The 23104-nt window shown below is 65.5% G+C and carries 24 protein-coding genes, 1 tRNA gene and 1 rRNA gene; 13 read left to right on the top strand and 13 right to left on the bottom strand.

Annotation, left to right across the window (positions count from 1 at the left end; translation table 11 throughout):
* Positions 1 to 181: 181 nt before the first annotated feature.
* A 5S ribosomal RNA gene (gene rrf / locus ABZ720_RS08925) occupies positions 182 to 297 on the top strand.
* Between the two features lie 52 nt (positions 298 to 349).
* Positions 350 to 426 (top strand) — tRNA-Met (locus ABZ720_RS08920).
* Between the two features lie 172 nt (positions 427 to 598).
* Here ABZ720_RS08920 and ABZ720_RS08915 read toward each other — a convergent pair.
* A complete protein-coding gene (locus ABZ720_RS08915; protein ID WP_366555164.1) occupies positions 599 to 964 on the bottom strand; it encodes a MerC family mercury resistance protein in 366 nt (121 codons plus the stop codon).
* A gap of 136 nt (positions 965 to 1100) precedes the next feature.
* Between ABZ720_RS08915 and ABZ720_RS08910 the strand changes: the two genes are divergently transcribed.
* Positions 1101 to 1607: an NAD(P)-binding protein gene (locus tag ABZ720_RS08910; RefSeq protein WP_366555163.1), complete on the top strand. Its 507-nt coding sequence runs from the start codon at positions 1101 to 1103 to the stop codon at positions 1605 to 1607.
* Here the strand turns inward: ABZ720_RS08910 and ABZ720_RS08905 are convergent.
* Both ABZ720_RS08905 and ABZ720_RS08900 read right to left on the bottom strand, forming a co-directional pair.
* Positions 1552 to 1989, bottom strand: a complete 438-nt coding sequence (locus ABZ720_RS08905) for a DUF302 domain-containing protein (protein ID WP_366555162.1) — start codon at positions 1987 to 1989, stop codon at positions 1552 to 1554. The genes ABZ720_RS08910 and ABZ720_RS08905 overlap by 56 nt on opposite strands.
* Positions 1990 to 2315: 326 nt before the next feature.
* Entirely contained in the window at positions 2316 to 3578 is a 1263-nt protein-coding gene (locus ABZ720_RS08900) for a sensor domain-containing diguanylate cyclase (protein WP_366555161.1), read from the bottom strand.
* A gap of 757 nt (positions 3579 to 4335) precedes the next feature.
* Between ABZ720_RS08900 and ABZ720_RS08895 the strand changes: the two genes are divergently transcribed.
* From ABZ720_RS08895 to ABZ720_RS08870, 6 genes are all read left to right on the top strand, one after another.
* Positions 4336 to 5418 carry an ABC transporter ATP-binding protein gene (locus tag ABZ720_RS08895; RefSeq protein ID WP_366555160.1) on the top strand — a complete coding sequence of 361 codons (1083 nt, stop codon included), beginning with the start codon at positions 4336 to 4338 and terminating at the stop codon, positions 5416 to 5418.
* 9 nt (positions 5419 to 5427) lie between these two features.
* The gene (locus tag ABZ720_RS08890; protein ID WP_366555159.1) at positions 5428 to 6501 is read left to right on the top strand and encodes an ABC transporter ATP-binding protein; all 1074 of its coding nucleotides are present in this window, start codon (positions 5428 to 5430) and stop codon (positions 6499 to 6501) included.
* On the top strand, positions 6498 to 7370 hold the full coding sequence (locus tag ABZ720_RS08885) for a carbohydrate ABC transporter permease (RefSeq protein ID WP_366555158.1): 873 nt from the start codon (positions 6498 to 6500) through the stop codon (positions 7368 to 7370). The genes ABZ720_RS08890 and ABZ720_RS08885 overlap by 4 nt, the downstream gene beginning before the upstream one ends.
* A 148-nt stretch (positions 7371 to 7518) precedes the next feature.
* Positions 7519 to 8271 carry a carbohydrate ABC transporter permease gene (locus ABZ720_RS08880; protein WP_366555171.1) on the top strand — a complete coding sequence of 251 codons (753 nt, stop codon included), beginning with the start codon at positions 7519 to 7521 and terminating at the stop codon, positions 8269 to 8271.
* A gap of 10 nt (positions 8272 to 8281) precedes the next feature.
* The gene (locus tag ABZ720_RS08875) at positions 8282 to 8563 is read left to right on the top strand and encodes a DUF2160 domain-containing protein (RefSeq protein WP_366555157.1); all 282 of its coding nucleotides are present in this window, start codon (positions 8282 to 8284) and stop codon (positions 8561 to 8563) included.
* Between the two features lie 110 nt (positions 8564 to 8673).
* Positions 8674 to 10374 carry an ABC transporter substrate-binding protein gene (locus ABZ720_RS08870; RefSeq protein ID WP_366555156.1) on the top strand — a complete coding sequence of 567 codons (1701 nt, stop codon included), beginning with the start codon at positions 8674 to 8676 and terminating at the stop codon, positions 10372 to 10374.
* Positions 10375 to 10578: 204 nt separating this feature from the next.
* Here ABZ720_RS08870 and ABZ720_RS08865 read toward each other — a convergent pair whose 3' ends face one another.
* From ABZ720_RS08865 to ABZ720_RS08835, 7 genes are all read right to left on the bottom strand, one after another.
* Positions 10579 to 11934 (bottom strand): ferredoxin reductase family protein, encoded by a 1356-nt coding sequence (locus tag ABZ720_RS08865; protein ID WP_366555155.1) that lies wholly within the window; start codon positions 11932 to 11934, stop codon positions 10579 to 10581.
* Positions 11931 to 12695, bottom strand: coding sequence for a lipoyl protein ligase domain-containing protein (locus tag ABZ720_RS08860; protein WP_366555154.1), 765 nt, complete (start codon positions 12693 to 12695; stop codon positions 11931 to 11933). The genes ABZ720_RS08865 and ABZ720_RS08860 overlap by 4 nt, the downstream gene beginning before the upstream one ends.
* On the bottom strand, positions 12688 to 12930 hold the full coding sequence (locus ABZ720_RS08855; RefSeq protein WP_366555153.1) for a biotin/lipoyl-containing protein: 243 nt from the start codon (positions 12928 to 12930) through the stop codon (positions 12688 to 12690). The genes ABZ720_RS08860 and ABZ720_RS08855 overlap by 8 nt, the downstream gene beginning before the upstream one ends.
* A gap of 1 nt (position 12931) precedes the next feature.
* A complete protein-coding gene (locus ABZ720_RS08850; RefSeq protein ID WP_366555152.1) occupies positions 12932 to 13951 on the bottom strand; it encodes an alpha-ketoacid dehydrogenase subunit beta in 1020 nt (339 codons plus the stop codon).
* 26 nt (positions 13952 to 13977) lie between these two features.
* Positions 13978 to 14961, bottom strand: coding sequence for a thiamine pyrophosphate-dependent dehydrogenase E1 component subunit alpha (locus ABZ720_RS08845; RefSeq protein ID WP_366555151.1), 984 nt, complete (start codon positions 14959 to 14961; stop codon positions 13978 to 13980).
* A 139-nt stretch (positions 14962 to 15100) separates the two neighbouring features.
* Entirely contained in the window at positions 15101 to 15457 is a 357-nt protein-coding gene (locus tag ABZ720_RS08840) for a DUF5368 family protein (RefSeq protein ID WP_366555150.1), read from the bottom strand.
* Positions 15458 to 15474: 17 nt separating this feature from the next.
* Entirely contained in the window at positions 15475 to 16773 is a 1299-nt protein-coding gene (locus tag ABZ720_RS08835; protein ID WP_366555149.1) for an NAD(P)/FAD-dependent oxidoreductase, read from the bottom strand.
* 292 nt (positions 16774 to 17065) lie between these two features.
* On the opposite strand from ABZ720_RS08835, the gene ABZ720_RS08830 reads away from it, so the two are divergent.
* The 4 genes from ABZ720_RS08830 to ABZ720_RS08815 all read left to right on the top strand — a co-directional run bounded on the left by ABZ720_RS08830 (position 17066) and on the right by ABZ720_RS08815 (position 19731).
* Positions 17066 to 17527, top strand: a complete 462-nt coding sequence (locus ABZ720_RS08830) for a hypothetical protein (protein ID WP_366555148.1) — start codon at positions 17066 to 17068, stop codon at positions 17525 to 17527.
* A gap of 199 nt (positions 17528 to 17726) precedes the next feature.
* The gene (locus ABZ720_RS08825) at positions 17727 to 18122 is read left to right on the top strand and encodes a rhodanese-like domain-containing protein (protein ID WP_366555147.1); all 396 of its coding nucleotides are present in this window, start codon (positions 17727 to 17729) and stop codon (positions 18120 to 18122) included.
* Positions 18119 to 19102, top strand: a complete 984-nt coding sequence (locus ABZ720_RS08820) for a 2-dehydro-3-deoxygalactonokinase (protein WP_366555146.1) — start codon at positions 18119 to 18121, stop codon at positions 19100 to 19102. The genes ABZ720_RS08825 and ABZ720_RS08820 overlap by 4 nt, the downstream gene beginning before the upstream one ends.
* Complete coding sequence (locus tag ABZ720_RS08815) at positions 19099 to 19731, top strand: 2-dehydro-3-deoxy-6-phosphogalactonate aldolase (protein WP_366555145.1); 633 nt, start codon at positions 19099 to 19101, stop codon at positions 19729 to 19731. The genes ABZ720_RS08820 and ABZ720_RS08815 overlap by 4 nt, the downstream gene beginning before the upstream one ends.
* On the opposite strand, the gene ABZ720_RS08810 is transcribed toward ABZ720_RS08815, so the two are convergent.
* From ABZ720_RS08810 to dctP, 3 genes are all read right to left on the bottom strand, one after another.
* On the bottom strand, positions 19728 to 21056 hold the full coding sequence (locus ABZ720_RS08810) for a TRAP transporter large permease (RefSeq protein ID WP_366555144.1): 1329 nt from the start codon (positions 21054 to 21056) through the stop codon (positions 19728 to 19730). The two genes, ABZ720_RS08815 and ABZ720_RS08810, sit on opposite strands and share 4 nt — an antisense overlap.
* Complete coding sequence (locus ABZ720_RS08805; RefSeq protein ID WP_366555143.1) at positions 21057 to 21656, bottom strand: TRAP transporter small permease subunit; 600 nt, start codon at positions 21654 to 21656, stop codon at positions 21057 to 21059.
* Positions 21657 to 21730: 74 nt separating this feature from the next.
* A complete protein-coding gene (dctP, locus tag ABZ720_RS08800) occupies positions 21731 to 22759 on the bottom strand; it encodes a TRAP transporter substrate-binding protein DctP (RefSeq protein WP_366555142.1) in 1029 nt (342 codons plus the stop codon).
* Positions 22760 to 23104: the final 345 nt, after the last annotated feature.

Here is a 23104-nt window from a genome sequence, read left to right as displayed (position 1 = left end):
CTACTAATCGCTCGATCGGCTTGATCACCTCGCCAAAGGGCAAAGCCCTGAAGCCAGGTCAGCCCCACCACGCACAGCGGCAAAAGCCGCAAAACACAAAACCAACCTCAAAAGCTTCCAACCCGAAGCAGCGAAACAAGCATGCAACCCCAAAACGAGGCACCCAAGCGGGCTTCGATGACTTGGTGGCCATGGCGAGGGCTGCACCACCCGATCCCATCCCGAACTCGGCCGTGAAATCCCTCAGCGCCAATGGTACTGCGTCTTAAGGCGTGGGAGAGTCGGTCGCCGCCAAGTCTTCCAAGCCCGCTTGAACCTTCTCCAAGCCTCCACCACACAAGAATACACCCGCGGGGTGGAGCAGCCCGGTAGCTCGTCAGGCTCATAACCTGAAGGTCGCAGGTTCAAATCCTGCCCCCGCAACCATCTTTACCGAACAATCCAACACATCACCCGCCCGGCATCCGCCTGGGCGGGTTTTTGCGTGGTGCCAAAAGCACTTGCCAGAGCAAGCATCTTCACGATTGCGCTTCTCTGCGTCGTGCGAGCGATCAGCGGCCCGCCCCAGTGCGGTCACCCATGTCTCCGGTACAAAACGTCACCTATGTCTCCGAACACTCTCCCCCCTGCGCAAGTCCAGAAGGGTGCCTCCGCAAAGGAAGGCGAAGCCGACGAGCTCGATAATGCGGTCATAGCTGATTGTCATCGTGTAGGTGATGAGAATAACACCCACAGCAGCGATTACGATTGGCAGGAACCGACGGTGTTGCCGGTAGCGCAGCAAAAGCGCGAGCAAGGCCAACCAGGCAAAGATCACAATGGCGCCGGCCCATACCGCCTGATTGAGGGCTATTGTAGCACCGAGTGCGCCCAGCAGAGCGATTGCTGCGAGGGTGCCATAGCAGGCAATGAGCGACATGATTGTTGCGGCGGGAGCCGCCCAGGCGCGCAGTCGTTGAATCATTTGGACGTCCTCCCTGGTTTCAAACTGCCATCACGCCCCTAATGCCGGGTGACGTAGGAGTCTGACGGTTTGTTCGGGCTTCTCCTGATTGAGGATCAGGGCAGCGCTGGCAGCCCGTCAACAGCCTCGGTGAGCGATGCTCCGCACACGTCCGGCTGGGCCATCGACTGAAGGAACGGCTCTCCAATCGCAAGGAGCCCGACATCTGCGCCTCGCCGCGTTGGCGGAGGTGAGCTTCGTCTCGCTGAAGTGCGGGGTGGAGGACGATCGTTATATATCGCGGCAAGCACTCGGCACATGCCGTGAACGGCTCCATGATCTGGCGTTGATGCCTCTCTCCTGCGATGTGATCGGTGCGGGGGCTGCCGGTTCTTCGGCCGCCACCGGAACGGCTCAACTGGGTCTCAGCATGATGCTGGTCGAGAAGAACCAGTTGGGCGGGGACTGCCTCTTCTCTGAGTTCACCAAGCACGCCGCTGGCCAATGGTACAAGCCTGCCCTGTTTGGCCAGCGACCGCGCTTTCTTGCTACCGTGTTGCAGAAACGCCCTGGCCTCCAATTGCGGGGCGTTGCTTCCTTGCGGGATGTCAGTCTGTGGTGGCGGCGGACACCAGGTTTCGCAAAGCGCCTTCCATCGCCTTGAAGGTCTCGTCCGCACCCTCGACATCGTAGCGTTCCTTGAGAGCCTGCGGATCCTCATGTGCAATCCAGGTGCGACCGTGGTCGTCCCAGACGAGCACGCGTAGTGGCAGGTCAAGCCCGGCGCGTTGTTCAGCTGCGATGACCGGCGTGCCGATACGGGGATTGCCGAAGATGATCACTGTGGTCTCGGGCAGTTCAGCGGAAACTGAACGGGCGCCAGCCGCGTGGTCGACCGTCGCGAAAACGGTAGCTCCGGCGCCTTCCGCTGCTTCGACGAAGTTGGCAACGGTTTCTGCCACGCTGTGCGGGCTTTCGGTCTCCACCAGATCTGCCGCATGCGCGCTAGTGGCCAGCAGACCGAAGGCGCTGGCAGCAATCAGCATCTTCATTGGAGATCTCCTTTGGCGTCGATGGTTGAGAAGGAATAGTGAGCAGTCGTGCTGCGGTTCAACTCGGTGCACTGCGATGCGGTTTCGTTACATGGGGGAGACCCATCTCAGGTGTCAGTGACACCCAATCCTAGCTGGCTGTGCAGCGAGATGGGGCCGCTATCGTCAAAGCGGCGACCTCGATCTCGCATCCGTTCGGGGCTTAGCTGTGGCGACAGAACTGGTGGATAGGTGGAGATTCACCCCCGCAACCACTTTCTCAGAACAACTCAACAAATCACCCGCGCCGGCTCCCGCCCGATCAGCGACCTGCTCTGCGGTTATGTCCGGTCGTCGAGGGCGACGCGGTTGCGTCCTTGGTTCTTGGCGCGGTAGACGGCCTCGTCGACGCGCTTGATCAGGTCGCGGAGCGGTTCGCCCGGGCGGTATTGCGCCACGCCGAGGCTGATGGTCACCCGCCCCGGCCCGGGGAAAGTCGTTGCGGCCACGGTGGCGCGCAGGTCTTCGGCCAGGGCTGCGGCGCCTTCGAGGCCGGTTTCGGGCAGGAGGATCATGAACTCCTCCCCACCCCAGCGCCCCAGAACATCGGAGCCACGCAAGCGTTCCTCGACGATCCTGGCGATCGCACGCAGGATTTCATCGCCGGTTTGATGCCCGTGATTGTCATTGACCAGCTTGAAATGATCGAGGTCGTACATCACCAGGCTGAAGACTCTTGCGTGGCGTTCGCATCGCTCGGCCTCCTCTTCCAGCAACGCTTCCAAGTGGCGCCGGTTCGTCACTCCGGTGAGCCCGTCGTGGAAGGCCAGGCGCTCCAGCGCCTCTTCCAGTTCCTTGTAGCGGCGAATGTCTCGGGCGAGCGTGGAAAGGCGTACGACCTCACCTGCTTCGTCCAGGTGCGCCACGAGGGTCTGCGATACGGGTAGCTCGCCACCCGTCGCGTCGAGCAGTGCGCTCTCACCTTCCCAGCTGCCATCGCGGATGGCGGCGGGCATCGCCACCTGCTCGATCAGGGCCCTGGCCCATTCGGGATGAAGCTGGCCGAGCCGCACGACCCTGCCCTTGGCATCATGGACTGCCGAGGTGTCAGCCGCTGTGCAAGGCAATCCTACCAGTCGTCTCCCGCCCGCATTGACGTAGCGAAGCGTGCCATCGGGATCGGCGTAGGCGACAAGGTCGGGGGTTGCTTCCAGGATCTCCGCCAGCAGGTCGCGAACCCGCTCCGCCTGACGGCGATCCGTGATATCCCTGACGATGCAGAGAATCAGTTTCTTGCCGCGGAAAACCGTGCCGTTGGTGCTGATCTCCACCTCAATGAGGGAGCCGTCCTTGCGCTGTTGCTGGGACACGAAATGGTCGCCGGCATCATCGACGCTCCCCAGCATCTGCAACAATTCATGCTTTGGGTGCTTTCTGTCCCAGTCCCAAACGTGCAGAGCCTTCATCTCGACGATTCCATAGCCGAGCATGTCGGCGAAGCGTCTGTTGCTGTAGTAGACGCTGCCATCTTCCTCCAGAACGACGACTCCGTCCCTTGAGTGGCTGATCAAGAGCCGCCAGAGCAGGTGTTCATGCTCGGACATATACTCTTGTGCCGTGGGATCGTTGTCCGAGCCGCCTTGATGGCCCTCATCGTCCTCCGTAGGTCGCTGTTTCTTGTTGCTTTGCATCCTGGGACTTTGCGATCCGAGTAGGTGTGCCTCTGCGTTACGCCTTTGCAGAGGGTGGCGCTGGGCACACGCGTGACTCTGCCTGCCGGCGCCCATTGCTCGATCGAAGGGTACCACAGATCGTGTGAGCCTCCACATGGCCGGCTGCCACGGTCCAGGAAAAGCCCTCGTGAGGCGTTGCGATACGCTGCTCCGAGGCCCGATACCCCGGTTTAGCAGGTCGATCCCCCTCTCGAGCCGATCGTCTCAGATCGGATTCGCGAAGCGATCCGAACAGAGACGTGAATCGGCTCTATCCCTTTGATGTAGACCGGATTCACGCACCGAATCTGAACTCGGGTGGTTCAGATTCGGTGCGATCCGGTCTAGGCACCACGTGGATCCGACGCTCTGGATCATGCTCCTGGGCAGCAGCAGACGCTGAGGAGGGCCGGTTTTCAATTGACTTCCCATAAGACCCTCACTCATAGTTCAGAGCAACCATAAGGAGATTGCCCCAAAGGGGTGGCGCGGGAGGAAACGTGGCCGAGGCGGTGGAAAACGTCAGGATCAGCGGCTGGCGCTGCACGGGCGATGCCATCGCGGCCGGTCATCGCTTGAGACCGGGCGCGCGGCTTCGAACAGCGGGCTCTGATGTGGCTGACCGTCGGGCAGCGGCCGGGAGGCGCGCATGCTGGAACTAAAGGGCGTCAGCAAGCGTGTCGGCGCCGAAACCCACATCGACGCTGTCTCGCTCACCTTGCAACCGGGCACGCTGAACGTACTGCTGGGCCCGACCCTGGCGGGCAAGACGACCTTGATGCGCATCATGGCCGGGCTCGATCCTCCGAGCGAGGGACAGGTGCGCTTTGCCGGCGAGGATGTCACCGGCATGCCGGTCCAGAAGCGCAAGGTCGCGATGGTTTATCAGCAGTTCATCAACTATCCCTCTTTCACGGTTTACGAGAATATTGCCTCGCCGCTGCGGGTGGCCGGCCTGGACCGAACCCTGATCGACCGGGAGGTGCGCAAGTCGGCCGAGCTGCTCCGGCTGACGCCCTATCTCGACCGGCTGCCGCTCAGTCTCTCCGGTGGGCAGCAGCAGCGCACCGCGCTCGCGCGTGCTCTGGTGAAGAACGCGAAGTTGGTGCTGCTGGACGAGCCCCTGGCCAACCTCGACTACAAGCTGCGCGAAGAGCTCCGGGCCGAACTGCCGAAGATCTTCGCCGAGTCCGACACCATCCTGGTCTATGCCACCACCGAACCCACGGAGGCCCTGCTGCTGGGCGGGAACACGGCGACCCTGAGTGAGGGGCGAATCACCCAGTTCGGCCCGACCATCGAGGTCTTCCGCAATCCGGTGGACCTGATCACCGCCCGAACCTTCGCCGATCCGCCGCTCAACACCATCGAGGTCGACAAGAGGGAAGCGACCTTTCTCTTGGATCGCGGGGTGTCACTGCCGGTGCCCGAGGAACTCATCGGCATCCCCGAGGGTCGCTATACCCTCGGCTTTCAGCCGCATCACCTTGCGCTGGAACAGCAGACACCGCAGTCCGTGCCGATCAGGGCCAGCGTCAGCGTCGCCGAGATCACCGGCTCGGAGAGCTTCATCCATCTCGACTTCGGCGCCGTGCGTTGGGTGCTTTTCACCACCGGCATTCATCACTTCGAGCCCGGGGATAGCGTGGAGGCCTTCATCGATCCACGGCGCATGATGGTGTTCGATGCCGCCGGCCGCACCATGGCCCTGGCCGACGGTCTGGTGGGTTAGGAGGCGGGCATGGCGCGCATCGACCTCAACGCCATCCGCCACAGCTACATGGCCCGGCCCGGTGCCGAGGCTGACTACGCGCTGAAGCAGGTCGATCACAGCTTCCTGGATGGCGGCGCCTATGCCCTGCTCGGCCCCTCGGGCTGCGGCAAGACCACCCTGCTCAACATCATTTCGGGCCTGCTGCACCCGAGCGAGGGGCGGTTGCTCTTCGACGGACGCGACGTCACGGAACTGACGACGCAGGAACGCAATATCGCGCAGGTTTTCCAGTTTCCTGTCGTCTACGACACCATGACGGTCTACGAGAACCTCGCCTTTCCGCTGCGCAATCGCGGCGTGCCGCGCGACGAGATCGACCGCCAGGTGCGCGAGACCCTGGCGCTGACCGATCTGGCCGCGGTCGCCCAGCGCCGCGCCCGCGGCCTCACCGCTGACCTCAAACAGAAAATTGCGCTCGGCCGCGGCCTGGTGCGCTCCGACGTCAACGCCATTCTCTTCGACGAGCCTCTGACGGTGATCGACCCGCACATGAAGTGGCAGCTGCGCTCCGAGCTGAGAAAGCTGCACCGCCGCTTCGGCTTCACCATGGTCTATGTCACCCATGACCAGACCGAGGCGCTGACCTTCGCCGATACGGTCGTCGTGATGTACGAGGGAGAGATCGTGCAGATCGGCACACCCGACGAGCTGTTCGAGCGGCCGGCGCACACCTTCGTGGGCTATTTCATCGGCTCGCCGGGCATGAACCTGCTGCCGGTCGAGGTGGAGGGGGCCCAGGCCCGCTTCGGCGGGCACGCCATTGCCCTGCCCGGCGCCGCGCGGGACGTGACGGGGCCGGCTGAACTGGGCATCAGGCCGGAGTATGTGCGCCTCGGTGCCGCGGGACTGCCGGCGCAGGTCCGCAGAGTCGAGGATCTGGGGCGCCGCAAGGTGGTCTGGCTCCTTGTCGAGGGCCAGGAGCTGGCCGCCGTGCTGGGCGAAGACGAAGACCTGCCGGCCGAGCCGTGCGTTGCCTTCGCGCCGGAGGGGATCAACCTCTACGTCGCCTCGCGCCGGCGTGCCCTGGAGGCCGTGGCATGACCAAGACCTGGAACAACAGGGCCTGGTTCTTCGTGCTGCCGGTGCTGGCGCTGGTCGCCTTCAACGCCCTCATCCCTTTGATGACGGTGGTGAACTACTCGGTGCAGGAGAGCTTCGGCGGCAATGTCTTCTTCTTCGAGGGGACCAAGTGGTACAGCCAAGTGCTGAATTCCGAGCGCTTCCACGCCGCTTTGGGGCGCCAGCTGATCTTCACCTTCACCATCCTGGCCATCGAGGTGCCGCTCGGCGTGTTGATCGCGCTGTGCATGCCGCGGCGCGGCGTCTGGGTTTCGGTCTGCCTGGTGCTGATGGCGCTGCCACTTTTGATTCCCTGGAACGTGGTCGGCGCCATCTGGAACATCTTTGCGCTGCCGGAGCTTGGGCTGCTGGGGCGGGTGCTCAACGGGATTGGCTTCGACTACAACTTCACGCGCCAGGCTGGCGATGCCTGGTTCACCTTGATCGTGATGGACGTCTGGCACTGGACCTCGCTGGTGGTGCTGCTGGCCTATGCCGGCCTGATCTCCATCCCGGATGCCTACTATCAGGCAGCCAAGATCGACGGCGCCTCGCGCTGGGCCGTGTTCCGCCACATCCAGCTGCCCAAGATGAAGCGCGTGCTCACCATCGCCATCCTGCTGCGCTTCATGGACTCCTTCATGATCTACACCGAGCCCTTCGTTTTGACCGGCGGGGGGCCGGGCAACTCGACCACGGTGCTGTCCATCGATCTGGTGAAGATCGCGCTCGGCCAGTTCGACCTCGGCCAGGCGGCGGCCATGTCGATCATCTACTTCCTGATCGTGCTGGTGTTCAGCTGGGTCTTCTACACCGTGATGATGCGCAACGAGGGCGAGGGCCAGTCATGAGCGCGCGGGAGGCTTGGCCATGAGCAGCAGCAACAGCGAAACGCTGGCCCCGGTGGTGCCGGCCCAGCCGGCACGGCGCCGGCCTCGGCCCCAGCATCGGCGCCGCGGCCTGACGTGGCTGGTGCCGACCCTCTACATTCTCTTCCTGATGCTGCCGATCTATTGGCTGCTCAACATGTCGTTCAAGCCGACCAACGAGATACTGGGCAGCTTCTCGCTCTATCCGCAGACCTTCACTCTGGATAACTACCGGCGCATCTTCACCGACCCCGTCTGGTACTGGGGCTACATCAACTCCCTGACCTATGTGGTCATGAACATGCTGCTGTCGGTCTGCGTCGCGCTGCCGGCGGCCTACGCCTTCTCGCGCTATCGCTTCCTGGGCGACAAGCATCTCTTCTTCTGGCTGCTGACCAACCGCATGGCGCCGCCGGCGATTTTCGCGCTGCCCTTCATCCAGCTCTACTCCTCCGTAGGCCTGTTCGACACGCACATCGCCGTGGCGCTGGCCCACTGCCTCTTCAACATTCCGCTCGCGGTCTGGATCCTCGAAGGCTTCATGTCGGGCGTGCCGAAGGAGGTGGACGAGACGGCCTATATCGACGGCTATTCCTTCCCGCGCTTCTTCACCAAGATCTTCATGCCGCTCATCGCCTCGGGCATCGGCGTGACGGCCTTCTTCTGCTTCATGTTCTCCTGGGTGGAACTGCTGCTCGCGAAGTCCCTGACCTCGGTGGGGGCGCGGCCCATCGCCTCGGTCATGACGCGCACTTCGTCGATTTCCGGCTATGAGCTCGGCATGCTGGCGGCGGCCGGCGTGCTCACCATCATTCCCGGCGCGCTGGTGATCTACTTCGTGCGCAACTACATCGCCCGGGGCTTTGCCCTGGGGCGGGTCTAGGAGGCTGGCGATGGACCTGTCCTGGATGGCCTGGACCTGGGAGACGGCGGCCTTCTTCGCCACCATCGCCCTGTTGCTCATCGGCATGACGCTTTGGGAGGCGGTTTCCCCCGGATCGACGCCGCGGCGCGGGCTGCTGGGCCTGGATACGACGCGCGGCGACCGCCTCTTCATCTCGCTGCTCGGCAGCGCCTTCATTCATCTGGCATGGCTCGGGCTCGTTGGCCCGGACCTGTGGTGGGCTCTCGGCCTTTCGATCATCTACGCGATCGGGGTGTTTCGATGGGTTTAGGGCTGTAGGGAAGGCGCGGCCGCCCGCAACGCGACCGCGCCTGATGTCGCAAGAAACCTAGGGAGGATCCAATGCGACGATTGTTGCTAGCATCATCGGGAGCGGTTGTCTTGATCTTTGCCAGCGGCTCTGCCCAGGCCGATATGGCCGCGGCGGAACGCTGGATCGACGAGGAATTCCAGCCCTCGAGCCTCACGCGGGAGGAGCAGGTTGCCGAGATGGAATGGTTCATCCAGGCGGCCGAACCCTACCAGGGCATGGAAATCAACGTGGTGGCCGAAGCCATTCCCACCCACGAATACGAGGCCGAGGTCCTGACCCAAGCCTTCGAGGAGATCACCGGCATCCGCGTGAATATGCAGATCATGGGCGAGGGCGACGTGGTCCAGGCGCTGCAGACGCAGCTTCAGACCCAGCGCAATCTCTATGACCTCTACGTCAACGATGCCGACCTGATCGGCATGCACTACCGGATCGGCCAGACCGTCAACCTGACGGAATGGATGGAGGGCGAGGGTGCTGACGTCACCAACCCTGGCCTCGATCTCGACGACTACTTCGGCACCGCCTCGGCCACTGCGCCGGACGGCGATCTCTATCAGCTGCCCGATCAGCAGTTCGCCAATCTCTACTGGTTCCGCAAGGACTGGTTCGATCGGGAGGACCTGCAGGAGCAGTTTAGCGAGCAATACGGCTATGACCTGGGCGTGCCGCGCAACTGGTCGGCCTACGAGGACATCGCCGAGTTCTTCACCGAGCATGTGCAGGAGATCGACGGCGTCCAGGTCTATGGCCACATGGACTACGGCAAGCGCGCACCCGATCTCGGCTGGCGCATGACCGATGCCTGGCTCTCCATGGCCGGTGCCGCCGATCTGGGGCTGCCCAATGGCGTGCCCGTGGACGAGTGGGGCATCCGCATGGAAGAAGGGACCTGCAATCCCGTCGGCGCATCGGTGACCCGCGGCGGTGCCACCAACAGCCGAGCCGCCGTCTATGCCGTGGAGAAGTGGGACGAGTGGCTGCGCAACTACGCCCCGCCTGGGGCGTCCGACCTCGACTTCTATCAGTCGCTGCCGGCGCTCAGCCAGGGCAACGTCGCCCAGCAGATCTTCTGGTACACCGCCTTCACCGCCAACATGGTCCAGTCCCAGGAGGAGGGGAACAACACGGTGGATGAGGACGGCAATCTGCTGTGGCGGATGGCGCCCTCACCGGTCGGCCCCTACTGGAAGGAAGGCATGCAGCGCGGCTATCAGGACGTCGGCTCCTGGACCCTGCTGGAAACGACCCCCATGGATCGCCGCAAGGCGGCCTGGCTCTTCGCCCAGTTTGCCTCGTCCAAGACCGTGGACGTGAAGAAGAGCCATGTCGGCATCACCTTCGTGCGGGATTCCACCGTGCGTCACGAAAGCTTCAGCGAGCGGGCGGCGCAGCTCGGCGGCCTGATCGAGTTCTACCGCTCACCGGACCGGCACCAGTGGACCGACACCGGAACCAACGTGCCGGACTATCCGCGTCTGGCCCAGCTCTTCTGGCAGCACATCGGCGATGTGACCGCCGGCACCTTCACCGCCCAGGAGGCCATGGACCGCCTGGCCGGTGAGATGGATGAGTTGATGGCCCGCATGCAGGCGGCCGACGAGGCGAATGAGGCCTACTCGGGCTGTGGTCCGCGACTCAATGAGCCGCGCGAGGCCGACTACTGGGTCAACGAGGTCGATGGCGCACCCTGGGCGCCGCTGGAGAACGAGAAGCCCGAGGGCGTGACCGTTGCCTATGAGGAGATCATCCAGCGCTGGGCCGAGTAACCTGGCCCGTTTCAAGGATATCTAGGTGCAACTTTGGGGGCCTTCGCGATGGTCACAAGCCGTCGCGGAGGCCTCTTTCTTTACCGCCCCAGGGGAAGCCTTTCCTCCCCTCACCGCAAGGCGAAGACCAGCGAGAGGAGGATGACAAGCAGGGTCAGCGCCTGACAGAGGCGCGGGATCTGGCTGTGATGCATCGGGCGGTCCTCAGCTGTATTTGAAGCGTTCGGCGACAACGGCGCTGTTCGGCACCTGTCTGTCCGACAGCCACGCCTCGACGCTGTCCATCATCCCCAAGGGGCCGCAGAGGAAATAGAGCGCGTCGGGCGAGGGATCGGGCAGACAGCGGTCGAGCATGTCCGGCGTCAGCTCGCCCTGCGGGCCCGGCCAATCCGGCGGCGGTTCCGACAGGACCAAGTCCACCCGCAGGTCGAGCCGGCTGCACAGGGCCTCGATCTCTTCGCGATAGAGAATCTGCCCCTCATGGCGGTTGCCGTAGATCAGGTGAACGGGGTGCGGCCAGAAGTCCCGGGCCAGTTGCCGCAGCATGCCGATGATGGGCGCAAAGCCCACGCCGCCGGCAATCAGCACCAGGGGCCGCTGCGGCCGGCCGTGGAGGCAGAAGGTGCCGTGGGGCCCGTCGAGGTAGGCGCGGGTCCCGACGGGGATGCTGCCGATCTGCCGGGTGAAGTCGCCGTTTTCCTTGATGGTGAAGGCGATCTGCGGTCGTTCCGCCGGCGCCGAGGAGATGGAGAAGGGGTGTTCGGTCAGGCTGAAGGCCGAGTGCCCGAAGTTCAGCCAGGCGAACTGGCCGGCCTCGAAGGGCGGCGCCTTTCCGTCCTCGGGCTCGAGCCGGATCTCCCACATGCGCTCGGCCACTGGCCGGTTGCCGATGACACGCCAAGGGGTGCCGCGCTGGGCCAGCGGCTTGATCAGATAGACCTGGACCAGGGACAGGAGCGCAAGTCCGGTCAGGATCAGCCAGAAGCCGGCCAGCCAGGGATTGTCGCTGTAGGTGCCCACGCGCAGCGTGTGGTGGGTGCTCAGCACCGCGATGGCAGCCGCACCCAGGCCGTGGCTCAGCCGCCAGGTTTCGTAGGGCAGGGGCAGCCGGTCGCGAAAGATGCCCAGAGGGACGAGCAGGAGCAGGAGGACCCAGGCGATCACCCCGCTGCGCAGCCCCTGTGAACTGAACATGCGCACTAGGCTGGTCAGCGCCGCATCGGGGCCGTCGGCAAGGCGCGGCACGGCGTAGAGCAGCGGATGTACGAGGATGAAAACCAGCAGGCTGAAGGCGATGAGCTGATGAAAGCGCATCACCAGGTCGATGCCGACCCGGCCGGAGAGCGAGCGAAAGCGCCCGGACAGCAGGAACTGCGCCAGCAGCATGGCAAAGCCGACCAGCACCAGTCCGGAGGAAAGCTCGCGCCAGAAACTGCGTGCGGGCAGCCCCTGCAGCCAGGCCAGCAGCAGGGGCGTCAGGGCGAGCAACCCGTAAAGCCCGACCAGCAAGAGGGGTGGAATGCCGGGGCGGCGCGCTTGGGTGCTGTCGGGCTGACTCACAGGGCGATCTCCTGGCGTGTGGCGCAGGTTTCGTCTGCAATTGAGCAGGAATCTGCCAGAGAAGTTCTTCCGTCGGCAAGATCGTTTGCCAGCTGCTGCAGGAACCTGGCGCAGGTCACCTGATGCTCCGGCACTGCCTGGGCGAGACTGTGCAGCGTGGCGGCAGGGCAGGCTCGCGGGGCACCGGCGCTGGAATAGAAGCTCTCGACGCAGGCCGAAAGGCGGTGGGGATCGGCCGAGACATTGAGCGAGGCCGCGGTGGTCACCAGCCGCAGACCGCGGCGCTGTTGCCAACGCTGCGATAGCCCCGCCAGCTTGCGGCCCTCGAAGGCGAGGTCCCAGCGGCCGGGACAGAAGGCTGCGGCACATTCGCCGATTTCGAGTGCAAGTCCGTAGGTGGCGCAGGCGGCCCGCAGCAGTCCGGCAAGTTCGGCGTAGGCGGCCTCGATGGTAAAGCCCGGCGGCGCCACCCGGGCCAGGGCCAGTTGCAGCATCCCCGGTTCGACCGGGCAAGCGCTGCCGCCGCTGCGCCGGGTCAGAACCGGCCAGCCTGCTGCCTCCAGCGTGGTGCGGGCGCGGGGGAGGTCAGGCAGGCGCGTGTCGCTGTGGCCCAGGATCATGGCCTGCGGCGCCTGCCAAGCCAGGAGCAGCGCCGGGCGTTCCGGCCCGAGCGCTTCCGCCAGCTGCTCCTGACGCTGCAGGCCCGCCGCTGCCGCGGAGAATCGCTCCTCCAGCAGCAGGGGTGGAGGGCCCTCAACCACTTTCCAGCCGGGCGATCACCGAGCCGGGCCGGACCGTGCCGTCCTTGGGCACGACAATCCGCAGCGTCCCGGTGGCCGGCGCGGTGATGTCGAAGCTGGACTTCTCCACCATCAACTCGGCCACGGTGGCGCCTTGCGGCACCTCGGCGCCGTCGCTGTAGAACCAGTTGGCGACGATGCCTTCGGGTATCTTGTTGGCGTCCCAGAGGTCTTCGGGAACGGCGATATCCGTCATCTCAAGCAGCCTTTCCCAGCGTGGTGCGTGCCGCCGCGGCGATGGTCTCGGCGTTGGGCAGGACGAACTGCTCCATGGGGCGGCTGTAGGGGATTGGCACGTCGGGCACCGCCAGGCGTTGCGGCGGCGCCTTCAACAGGCCGGGATCCTTTTCGACCACGCTGGCGATCACCTCGGCGGTCAGGCCGTAGCTGCAGTAGTCCTCGTCGACCACCACCAGGCGCCCGGTCTTGGCGACGGACTGCAGAATGGCCTCACGGTCGAGCGGCACCAGAGTGCGCAGGTCGATCACTTCCGCATCTATGCCCTCCTTCTCCAGGGCGCGTGCCGCGTCTATGGCGCGGTGGACCATCATGCTGAGCGAAACGAGGGTCACGTCCTTGCCGGCGCGCACCACCCGGGCTTCGCCGAAGGGCAGGGTGTAGGCCTCCTCCGGCACCGCGGTGGCCGCCTCCTCGGGCGAGGCCATCCAGGCCAGGCCCTGCAGGCCCTTGTGGAACATGAAGACCACCGGGCTGTCGTCGCGGATCGCGGCGGCCATCAGGCCCTTGGCGTCATAGGCGTTGGAGGGGGCCACCACCTTCATGCCGGGCAGGTGAGCGAAGGTGGCGTGCAGGGTCTGCGAATGCTGGCCGGCATCGGAGTAGCCGCCGCCCGTGGCGGTCATGATCACCATGGGGACTTTGCAGTTCCCGCCGGAGAAGTAGGTGTTCTTGGCGGCCAGGTTGTAGATGGAATCCATGCACACACCGAAGAAGTCGACGAACATCAACTCGACGATCGGGCGCATGCCGGCCATGGCGGCGCCGACGCCGGCGCCGATGAAACCGGTCTCTGAAATCGGGGTGTCGCGCACCCGCTCCTCGCCGAATTCGTCCAACAGCCCGGTGGTCGCACCGAAGATCCCGCCGTAGGTGCCGATGTCTTCGCCCATGACGAAGACGCCGGGGTCCGTGCGCATTTCCAGAGCGATGGCTTCGGCCATCGCGCGCGAAACGGTCAACTGACGATTGCTCGACATGACACTCTCCTTGAAGGGGTGGCCGCTCAGGCGAAGACGTGGGTCAGGGCTTCTTCCGGCGCCGGATAGTCGGCGGCCCGAGCGAAGGCATAAGCCTCGTCCACCTCCTGCCTGGCGCGATCGCGGGCGGCGTCGGCCTCCTCAGCCGTGATCTCACCGCCCTCCAGCATGGCCTTGCGCAGGCGCTCGATCGGGTCCTTGGCCTTCAGGGCCTCGACTTCGCCCTTCGGGCGGTAGAGTTCCGGATCGCCCTGGAAGTGGCCGTAGTAGCGGTAGGTCTCGACCTCGATCAGGCTCGGCCCCTCTCCGCGGCGCGCCCGCGCCACGGCTTCCCCGGCCACCTCGAAGAGCGCGAGGGTGTCGTTGTCGGCCACGTGATGGCCCGGCATGCCGTAGCCGGCGGCGCGCTGGCTCGTGTCGGCAATGGCGGTGGCCTTGCTCTTGGGCACCGAGATGCCCCAGGCATTGTCCTCGATCACGAAAACCACCGGCAGTTTCCACAAGCCTGCCAGGTTGAGGGCTTCGTGGGTGGCCCCCTGGTTGGCGGCACCTTCGCCGATATAGCTGACCGCAATCGCGTCGCTGCCCTTCAGCTTGGCGGCCAGGGCGGCGCCCACCGCGGGGCCGGTGCCCTCGGCGATTATGCCGCTGCAGGCGAAGTTCACCGCCGGGTCGAAGAGGTGCATATGCCCGCCGCGGCCGCCGGACAGGCCGCTCTTCTTGCCGAAGATCTCGGCGGTCATCCTGTTCAGATCGACGCCCTTGGCAATCGCGACATGATGCGGACGATGGGGGGCGGTGACCGTGTCCTCGGGGCGGAGGTGCACGCACATCCCGGCGGCGCAGGGTTCCTGCCCGGCGGCCAGGTGCATTTCCCCGGGCACCGTCCCGGCGCCGATGTCGAACTTGGGCTGCTTTCCCTCCATGTAGACGGCCGCCATGGTGTCCTCGTAGTAGCGCGCCTTCTCCATGGCCTCGTACATCCAGAGTAACTGCGCCTTGCTAGGCATGGGCTTCCTCCTTGGGTTCTTGGTGGAGCCTCTGTGCTCGCCATTGGGGCCTGGGCTCTTGAACGCTTTCAGTATGAACGCGGTTTGACGGGATGGAGTTGATATCGGTCAAAAAGCGCAAGGCGCGGGGACCAGCGACTCATGCGCGTGCCGCACCGATGAAGGTTGCGACGATGAAGGCCAGACTGGCCGCCAACACACCCGGGATCGCTGCCAGGCCAAGCGCCACCGCGACGTCGACCAGGGAACGGAGGTCGCTGAGCGCCGCGTGGGTCCAGGTCGGAACCAGGGGCGTGATCAGGGCGGTGACGACGGCACCGACGACAAGGGCGGTCAGCAGGCCGCGGCGCAGCCCCCGCCCCCGGCGCGCGGCGCGGATGATTGCCAGCAGCATGCCGAGACCGAGCAGGAGCACCAGCACCACGGCTGGCCAGAACAGCGCGCCAAGACTCTCGCGGGCAATGGCGAAGAGGACGAGGGGGTGCATGTCGGACATGGTCTTCGCTCCCTGCTTCAGGCCCGGCCGCGCAGCATGGCGCGGTAGGCGCCGTGCAATCCCTTCTCCTCGATCAGCCAGGAGACCCAGAGCTCTTCCAGCGGTGCGATGAAGGGAAAGGAAGGGACGAGCTGCCCTTCGTAGTCGAACTCGATCAGCATGGCGCGGCCGTATCGAGTGACGAGGGGGCAGGAGGTGTAGCCGTTGTAGCTGGCCTGCGGCTCCCTGTCGTTCAACTCGTCGATGAAGTTCGCGGCCACGACGGGCACCTGCCACTTGACGCTCGCGGCTGTCTTGCCGCGCGGCACGCCGGCCACATCTCCCAAGGCGAAGACGTTGGCGAATCGGGGGTGGCGCAGGCTGTCGCGTTCCACCTCGACCCAGCCGTCGCGGGCCAGCGGGCCCTCCTGCCAGGGCAGCGGGCTGTCGCGCACGGCCGCTGGCGCGCGCATGGGTGGCACGACATGGATGAAGTCGTAGCCGAGCGTGACCTCGCCGTCGGGCGCGGCGTAGGTCGCCTCGCGCCGTCCCGGATCGATCGCCGTCAGCACGTGGGAGCGGTGGACAGCGATGCCGCGCTCGGCAAAGAGCTGTGACACCTTGTCGTGCACAGGAGGCACGGCGAAGACCACGTCGGAATGGGCGTTGTAGATCAGTTCCACCGTGCTGCGCCGATCCGCACGACGGGCCTTGTCCTCAGTGATGAAGGTCATCTTGAGGGGCGCCCCGGCGCATTTCATCTCGCCGTCAGGCCGACCGAAGAGTCCCACACCGCCGCTCTCGACGAAGCGATCCATGGCGGCGGCGGTGGCCGCGGCCGCAGCCGGACCGGCATAGACGCTGCCGATGCCTTCGCTGCCGATCAGCGCCTCTTCCATGCCCTCGATGGCCTCGTAGTCGAGCGCGAGGCCGGTGGTGACGAAAAGGAAATCGTAGTCGATCGCCTGGCCGGAGGCGGTGACGATCCGGTTGTCTTCCGGTTCGAAAGCGGCGACGGCGTCCTGGATCCAGTCCACCCCGGAAGGCACGTAGGTTGCGGTGCGCTCGATGACCGCTCCGGGCTGCCAGAGTCCGGCGGCAATCAGGGTGTAGCCGGGTTGGAAGTGGTGGTCGCGCCGCGCGTCCACCAGCGTGATGCTGACGTTGGGCGCCTGCCGGCGCAGCCGCGCGGCCAGCGAGAGGCCGGCGGCCCCGGCCCCGGCTATGGCGATGCGCACGGCCGCCTCGGCGGTGGGCGCCGCCGCTGCCGGCGGGCCCAGGCCGCCGGCCAGGGCGGCAGCACTGAGGGAGCCCAGAAGGAACTGACGTCGCTGCATGGCGCATCTCCGCTGTGATCGGGCCCGCAGCGCGCACCCGATGGTGCCGTGCAGGTGACCATTGCAGCCAAAGCGAGCCATCACCTTGATCTGCCGCAAAGACCCTCAGCCGAACCTGGCCGCTGTGCTGCAAGCGCCCGTCTCGAACGGTCTTCACCGACTGCATGCGGCGCTGCCCCTTCGTTCGCAGGGGGCGGATGTCCGGGTGTGCAGGCAGGATGGGGCTGGCTGATGTCGTCCACGGGGCGACGAAAGGATTGTCTCTGGGCGATCGCATAAACAGGAGATCAAGGTGAACGCAAAGCGCCTCCTCAAACTTGTGACGGCTATCTTCTTGTGCGCCGCGGTGCCGGCGCTGGCCGATCAGGACAGGGAAAAGAACGTGGCCGGCACGCTGCAGTGGGGAGAGGGCTCGATCCCCCTCACAGCCGTGCACTGTGGCGAGAGCGAGGATGCCTTCCTGATGCGCGCGGATGGCGAGGGTCTGCGCCTGACTTTGAGCTTTTCCAGACTGGCGGATGCAGAGGAGGGGAAGCTGCCCGCCCTGAGCGCGGCAGTCCTTCAGTTCTCCAAGGACCACCCCTTTGAGCGGGCGCTGTTTGCCATGTATGCCTCCCTGGGCGACATGAGCCAATACAGCGCCGGTCTGGAGGGGGCGAGCGGAACCCAGCACCTGCGCGCCGGCAACGGCCCGGCATTCGATCGCCTTCCCGAGGGCATGGACATCACCTATCAGTTCCGCTGCACGCAGTAGCCCTTCTGAGTGAGCCCTGGGTCGGCGCACCAGCGAGGCGGAAGAGCAGGGGGGTCGGCCGAGAAAGCGAACTGCATCGCTGTTGGGTTCTGTGGTCATCCCGACCTGCTTGCTTTACGCTCGCCGGCGCCATTCGGATCACTGCGGCCGAGCCGTCGGCCGTAGCGTCGGGACGACCAGACAGGAGAAGGCACTCAGGATGAAACGCGGCTACAAGGACCTGCTCGCCGAGGCGGAGCGCGAGATCACCACGCTGTCCGCCGCCGAGGCCATCGCCCGCCACGGCCAGGACTCGGTCTGCTTCGTCGACCTGCGCGACCCGCGCGAACTGTCCCGGGAAGGGCGGATCCCCGGCGCCTTCCATTGCCCGCGCGGCATGCTGGAGTTCTGGATCGACCCGGAAAGCCCCTACCACAAATCGGTCTTCGGTGAGGCCAAGGAGTTCGTGTTCTACTGTGCCAGCGGCTGGCGCTCGGCGCTGGCGACCAAGACGGCGGCGGACATGGGGCTGGCGCCGGTGGCGCATATCGGCGGCGGCTTCACCGCCTGGCGCGAGGCGGGCGGCGCGGTCGAGGCGCCCGAACCAAAGGCATGAGACTGGGTCGAGAGCAGGGGGAGAAGGGTGTGAGCGCGGTCGCCGAGGCGGCCTTCGTGGGCGTGGATTGGGGCACCAGCAGTTTTCGTCTCTGGCTGATGGCGGCTGACGGCAGTCCCCTGGCCACGCGGCGCAGCGAAGAGGGCATGCAGCACTGCGCAGCCGGCCCCGGCTTTCCGGCCGTGCTGGAGAAGCACCTGGCCGCCGTCGAGGCGCCGGCCGGCCTCCCGGTGCTGATCTGCGGCATGGCGGGGGCGCGGCAGGGCTGGGTGGAAGCTGCCTATCTGCCCACGCCCGCGGCGCTGGCCGATCTGGCCGGCCAGGCCATTGCAGTCCCGGTCGAGGGGCGTGACGTGCGCATTCTGCCCGGCATCGCCCACGCCGTTGAGCAGGCGCCCTCGGTGATGCGCGGCGAGGAGACCCAGCTGCTGGGCGCTATCGCGGGAGCGGACGCAGCGCGCTTTTCGGGCTTGGTCTGCCTGCCGGGCACCCACTGCAAATGGGTGCAGATCGAGGGCGGACAGGTCACCGCCTTTTCCACCTTCATGACCGGCGAGCTCTATGCCCTGCTCTCGCAGCAGTCGATCCTGCGCCATGCCCTCGACCCCGAGGCCCCGGCCGGGTCCGGGGCGGATCCCGGCTTTCGTGACGCCGTGACGGCGGTGCAGGCTGATCCCACGGCCGGCTGGGCGGGGCTCTTCGGCCTGCGGGCGGGCCGGCTTTTGGGCTTCGCGGAGCAGGCCGAGGGCGCAGCTCGGCTCTCCGGCCTGTTAGTGGGTGCCGAGATTGCTTCCGCACGCGCGCTCTATGGTGCGCCGGGTGACATCACCCTGCTCGGCTCCGGACGCCTGGGGGAGCTCTATACCACCGCCCTTGCCGAATGCGGCTATAAGGTGCGCAGCGTCGATGCCGAGGTGGCGGTGCGCCAGGGGCTGGCACAGGCGGCAGCGCAACTCTGGCTCCAGGGAGCGAGCGCATGACTGACTCTCCGCACTGGCCCACCTTCCGACGCGAACTGGTGGCCATCCTGCGCGGCCTGGGGCCGGAGGAGGCGGAAGCGGTCGCCGCGGCCCTGATCGAGGAGGGTTTCGAGGCGGTGGAGATTCCGCTCAATTCGCCGCAGCCCTTCCGTTCCATCGAGCGGGTCGCCAGGCGCTTCGGCGAGCAGGCGCTGATCGGCGCCGGCACCGTCCTGACGCCCGAAGACTGCCGGCGCCTGGCAGAGGCGGGCGGTCGGCTGATGGTCAGCCCCAATACCGACCCGGCTGTCATCGAGGCAGCCTGTGCGCAGGGGCTGGTGACGCTGCCTGGCGCCTTCACGCCCAGCGAGGCGCTGCTGGCCCTGCGCAGCGGCGCTGCGGCGCTCAAGTTCTTTCCGGCCAGCGTTCTGGGGCCGGCCGGCATCGCGGCCATCCGTGCCGTGCTGCCGCCGGAAACCCCGCTCTGTGCCGTGGGCGGCGTGTCGGAAGCGAACTTTGCCGAATACGCCAAGGCCGGCATCCACGCCTTCGGCCTTGGCTCCAGCCTCTACAAGCCCGGCGACAACGCCGCCAGTGTGCGCGAGCGCGCCCGCCGGGCGATCCAGGCCTATGATGAGGTCTTTGGCTAACGCCCCGTAATTCCCGGGAAGGTGATCAGCAGGGCCAGCGCGATGATCTGCAGGCCGATGAAGGGCAGCAGTGCCTTGAAGATGTGGCCCAGCTTGATCTCCGGCGGCGCGACGCTCTTCAGGTAGAAGGCGGCCGGCCCGAAGGGCGGTGAGAGGAAGGACACCTGCATGTTCATGCAGAAGAGCACGCCGAACCATACGGGGTCGTAACCCAGCTCGACGATGATCGGCACGAAGATGGGCAGGGTGAGCAGCGCGATGCCGACCCAGTCCAGAAACATGCCGAGCACGAAGAGGATCAGCATCATGAAGAGCAGCACGAACAGGGGCTCTTCCGAGATGCCGATGATCAGCGAGCTGACGAAGTCGATCCCGCCCATCAGGTTGAACACGCCGACGATGGCGCTGGCGCCGATGCCGATCCAGACAATCATGCCCACGGTCGCAAGGGTCTGCATGGCGGCGCCGCGCAGCAGGTCGAAGGAGAACTCGCCGCGCACGATGGTCGCCAGGATCACCCCGGCCGCGCCAATGGCCGAAGCCTCGGTCACTGAAGCAAGCCCGCCATAGATCGAACCCAGCACGAAGGCGACCACGAGCAGCGGCAGAATCAGACCGCGCAGCAACGCGATCTTCTGCTTCATCGGCATCACTTCCGGGTCCGGGTCGGGCACGGTGTGCGGCGAGACGTAGGCCCGGAACAGCACGTAGAGGACGTAGAAACTGGCCAGCATCAGGCCCGGCAGGAAGGATGCGGTGAAGAGGTCGCCGACCGACACGTTGGCGGCCAGGCCATAGATGATCAGCACGATCGAGGGCGGGATCATCGTGCCGAGCGCGCCACCGGCGCAGACAACGCCGATGGCAAGGCCGCGGTCGTAACCAAGCCGCAGCATCTGCGGCAGCGCCAGCAGGCCCAGCAGCACGATCTCGCCGCCGATAATGCCGCTCATCGCCGCCAGGATGACCGCCACGAAGATGGTCTGGATCGCGACGCCGCCGCGCAGGCGGTTGGAGATGAGTTTCATGGCGTCGAAGAGGTCGCGCGCGATACCGGAGCGGTCGAGCACCGCGGCCATCAGCACGAACATCGGCACCGAGACGAAGACGAAGGAGGTGACGAAGCTGAAAACGCGGCTGGTGATCAGTGGCACCGCCATGGGCCCGAACCAGCCGACCGCGAAGAACAGCGCCACCAGCAGCGTCACCAGCGCCAGCGGCATGCCCGTCAGCAACAGGGTCAGCAGCATGACGAACATCAAGAGGGTGCCGTAGCCGATACCCAGTGCCTTGAGGTTGAGCGTAAAATCCAGCAACTCGGGCATCTAGGCAGTCCTGTTGTCACCACGCCGATGGCGGCGGGCGTGATTGAAGGCCAGGACCAGGAACTGCAGCGCCAGCCCGATCAAGACCAGGAAGAGAAAGCCTTTGATCAGGGCTGGGGTGGGGGGGTTCCACGCCGTTCCGGTGCCCTCCATGCGAAAGGCGCCGGAGGGGCTCCAGAAGGCCTGCTTGACCATCAGCCAGGCTGCCCAGGCGAAGAACGTCGCGGCGCCGGCGCTGATCAGGTAGATGACGATGTCGAAGCGTCGGCGCCAGGCAGGTGACAGCGCGTCATAGATCAGAACGACGCGGATGTGGCTGTTGCGCGAGGCGCAGAAAAGGCCGCCGTAGACGAAGGAAACGGCACAGAGAAAGATGCTCGTTTCGTGCACCCACAGGGTGGGCTTGTTCAGCGCATAGCGCATGAAGATCTCGAAGACGAGAATGATGGCGGCCAGAACGATGGCTGCCGCGAAGACATAGCCGATCCGCTCGATGACCCGGCCGAGGAAGCCGGCTTCCGGCGCTGTCTTGCCCGCCCCCTCGCTGGTGGCGCTCAGCTTGGGGTCGAGTTCTTCCGGGGGCAACGGATCGAGTGCCATGTCTCACTCACCCTTTGTAAAGCAAGGCCCCGGCCAGCGCTGTGTCGCGCGGCCGGGGCCTGCCAGCATGGACCTTACTCGTCGCCGAGCAGTCCTTCCTCCCGGAGGAACTTGGTCAGAGTGTCATAGACCTTCTGAGCATTCTCCGATTCCGTGGCGATCTCTTCCCACTCGCCCATGGCGATGGCGCGGAAGCGGGCCCGCTCTTCGGCAGGCCAGTCGTGCACCGTGGCGCCCTGTGCCTCGGCTTCCTCGATGGCTGCTGCGTCCTTCGCGTCGACGGCTTCCATCTGGCGCTGGGCCAGGTCGGCGACCGACTCCTCGAAGATCTGCTGGATGTCCTCGGGCATGGACTCCCAGACGCCGCGGTTGATCGAGAGTTCGATCAACGGCATCGAGTGGAAGCCGGGATAGACCGGATGCCGGGCGATCTCATGCAGCCCCTGGTCCTGATTGACATGGAACACGCTGTAGTCGGCGGCATCCACCACGCCCTTGTCCAGAGCGGTGAAGACTTCCGAGGTGGGCAGGTTGACCGGCGAGGCACCGGCAGCCCCGAAGACCCGCTGAACCAGGCCGGCCGGTGCGCGCACCTTCAAGCCGTCAAGATCGTCCACGCCGTCGAGCGGCACGTCCGAGACGAAGGCTTCGAGACCCGGCGTCGAGGCGCCCACGAAGTAGGTGCCATAGGGCTCGACCAACTCGTTCATCAGCTCCTTGCCGCCGCCTTCATTGAAGAACTTCAGCATCTCGCGCGGGTCCGACCAGGCTCCGGTCGGGTTGCCGATCAGGCCGAAGGCGGGGTCCTTGCCGGCGAAGTAGGAGGTGTCGGTCACATGACCATCCAGGATTCCGGCGCCGACGGCGTCGAGCGTCTCCTGGAAGTCGACGATTGAGCCCACCGACATCATGTTGATCTTGACGCGGCCGTCGGTGCGCTCGCCGACCTCCTCGGCCCAGCCCTGCCAGAGCTGGTAGTTGGGGTCGCCCGCAGGGTCGCTCGACTGAATCTGCAGTTCGAAGTCCTGCGCCATGGCTGCGGTGGAAACGCAGGCCAGAAGGGCGCCGGCCAGAAGGCCTTTTCCGAGTGTGCTTTTCATCATCTTCCTCCCAAATTCTCTGTTATCGCTTTATGACTCGCGTGAGCAGCGCAAGCTTGCGGCGGATACTAGCCCTTGTGTCCCTGTTCTGCCACATCGGCCGGCAACCCAGCCATCGGGTGGCTGGATCTGTCGATCGAGACGGACTGGAACTGCCAAGGGCCGTGAAGTGCCTCCGGAAGCGGTTGGCCGCTACCTGTTTGCGCTATTCATCCGACGATTGCTTGCCAAGAGTTTGATGCCCTGTCAACGATCCTGCGTGTGATGGTTGTGAGGCGACGGGGCCCGACTTCGCACTCAACTGTCTGCACTCCTGGTCAGGGTGCGGGTCAGAGAGCCGGCGCCGCC

This window comes from Aquibaculum sediminis (assembly GCF_040712085.1).
GTDB lineage: Bacteria > Pseudomonadota > Alphaproteobacteria > Kiloniellales > DSM-21159 > Aquibaculum > Aquibaculum sediminis.
The sequence above is the reverse complement of the archived record's forward strand: the minus strand, read 5'-3'. Positions and strand labels throughout refer to the sequence as shown.

Coding starts and splice junctions, on each gene's coding strand:
- dctP (WP_366555142.1), bottom strand. CDS start 22,759: ATGATGAAAAGCACACTCGGAAAAGGCCTTCTGGCCGGCGCCCTTCTG.
- ABZ720_RS08850 (WP_366555152.1), bottom strand. CDS start 13,951: ATGTCGAGCAATCGTCAGTTGACCGTTTCGCGCGCGATGGCCGAAGCC.
- ABZ720_RS08905 (WP_366555162.1), bottom strand. CDS start 1,989: ATGCTGATTGCTGCCAGCGCCTTCGGTCTGCTGGCCACTAGCGCGCAT.
- ABZ720_RS08805 (WP_366555143.1), bottom strand. CDS start 21,656: ATGGCACTCGATCCGTTGCCCCCGGAAGAACTCGACCCCAAGCTGAGC.
- ABZ720_RS08845 (WP_366555151.1), bottom strand. CDS start 14,961: ATGCCTAGCAAGGCGCAGTTACTCTGGATGTACGAGGCCATGGAGAAG.
- ABZ720_RS08890 (WP_366555159.1), top strand. CDS start 5,428: ATGGCGCGCATCGACCTCAACGCCATCCGCCACAGCTACATGGCCCGG.
- ABZ720_RS08810 (WP_366555144.1), bottom strand. CDS start 21,056: ATGCCCGAGTTGCTGGATTTTACGCTCAACCTCAAGGCACTGGGTATC.
- ABZ720_RS08910 (WP_366555163.1), top strand. CDS start 1,101: ATGCTCCGCACACGTCCGGCTGGGCCATCGACTGAAGGAACGGCTCTC.
- ABZ720_RS08855 (WP_366555153.1), bottom strand. CDS start 12,930: ATGACGGATATCGCCGTTCCCGAAGACCTCTGGGACGCCAACAAGATA.
- ABZ720_RS08825 (WP_366555147.1), top strand. CDS start 17,727: ATGAAACGCGGCTACAAGGACCTGCTCGCCGAGGCGGAGCGCGAGATC.
- ABZ720_RS08885 (WP_366555158.1), top strand. CDS start 6,498: ATGACCAAGACCTGGAACAACAGGGCCTGGTTCTTCGTGCTGCCGGTG.
- ABZ720_RS08835 (WP_366555149.1), bottom strand. CDS start 16,773: ATGCAGCGACGTCAGTTCCTTCTGGGCTCCCTCAGTGCTGCCGCCCTG.
- ABZ720_RS08880 (WP_366555171.1), top strand. CDS start 7,519: ATGCTGCCGATCTATTGGCTGCTCAACATGTCGTTCAAGCCGACCAAC.
- ABZ720_RS08820 (WP_366555146.1), top strand. CDS start 18,119: ATGAGACTGGGTCGAGAGCAGGGGGAGAAGGGTGTGAGCGCGGTCGCC.
- ABZ720_RS08840 (WP_366555150.1), bottom strand. CDS start 15,457: ATGTCCGACATGCACCCCCTCGTCCTCTTCGCCATTGCCCGCGAGAGT.
- ABZ720_RS08875 (WP_366555157.1), top strand. CDS start 8,282: ATGGACCTGTCCTGGATGGCCTGGACCTGGGAGACGGCGGCCTTCTTC.
- ABZ720_RS08895 (WP_366555160.1), top strand. CDS start 4,336: ATGCTGGAACTAAAGGGCGTCAGCAAGCGTGTCGGCGCCGAAACCCAC.
- ABZ720_RS08815 (WP_366555145.1), top strand. CDS start 19,099: ATGACTGACTCTCCGCACTGGCCCACCTTCCGACGCGAACTGGTGGCC.
- ABZ720_RS08915 (WP_366555164.1), bottom strand. CDS start 964: ATGATTCAACGACTGCGCGCCTGGGCGGCTCCCGCCGCAACAATCATG.
- ABZ720_RS08900 (WP_366555161.1), bottom strand. CDS start 3,578: ATGTCCGAGCATGAACACCTGCTCTGGCGGCTCTTGATCAGCCACTCA.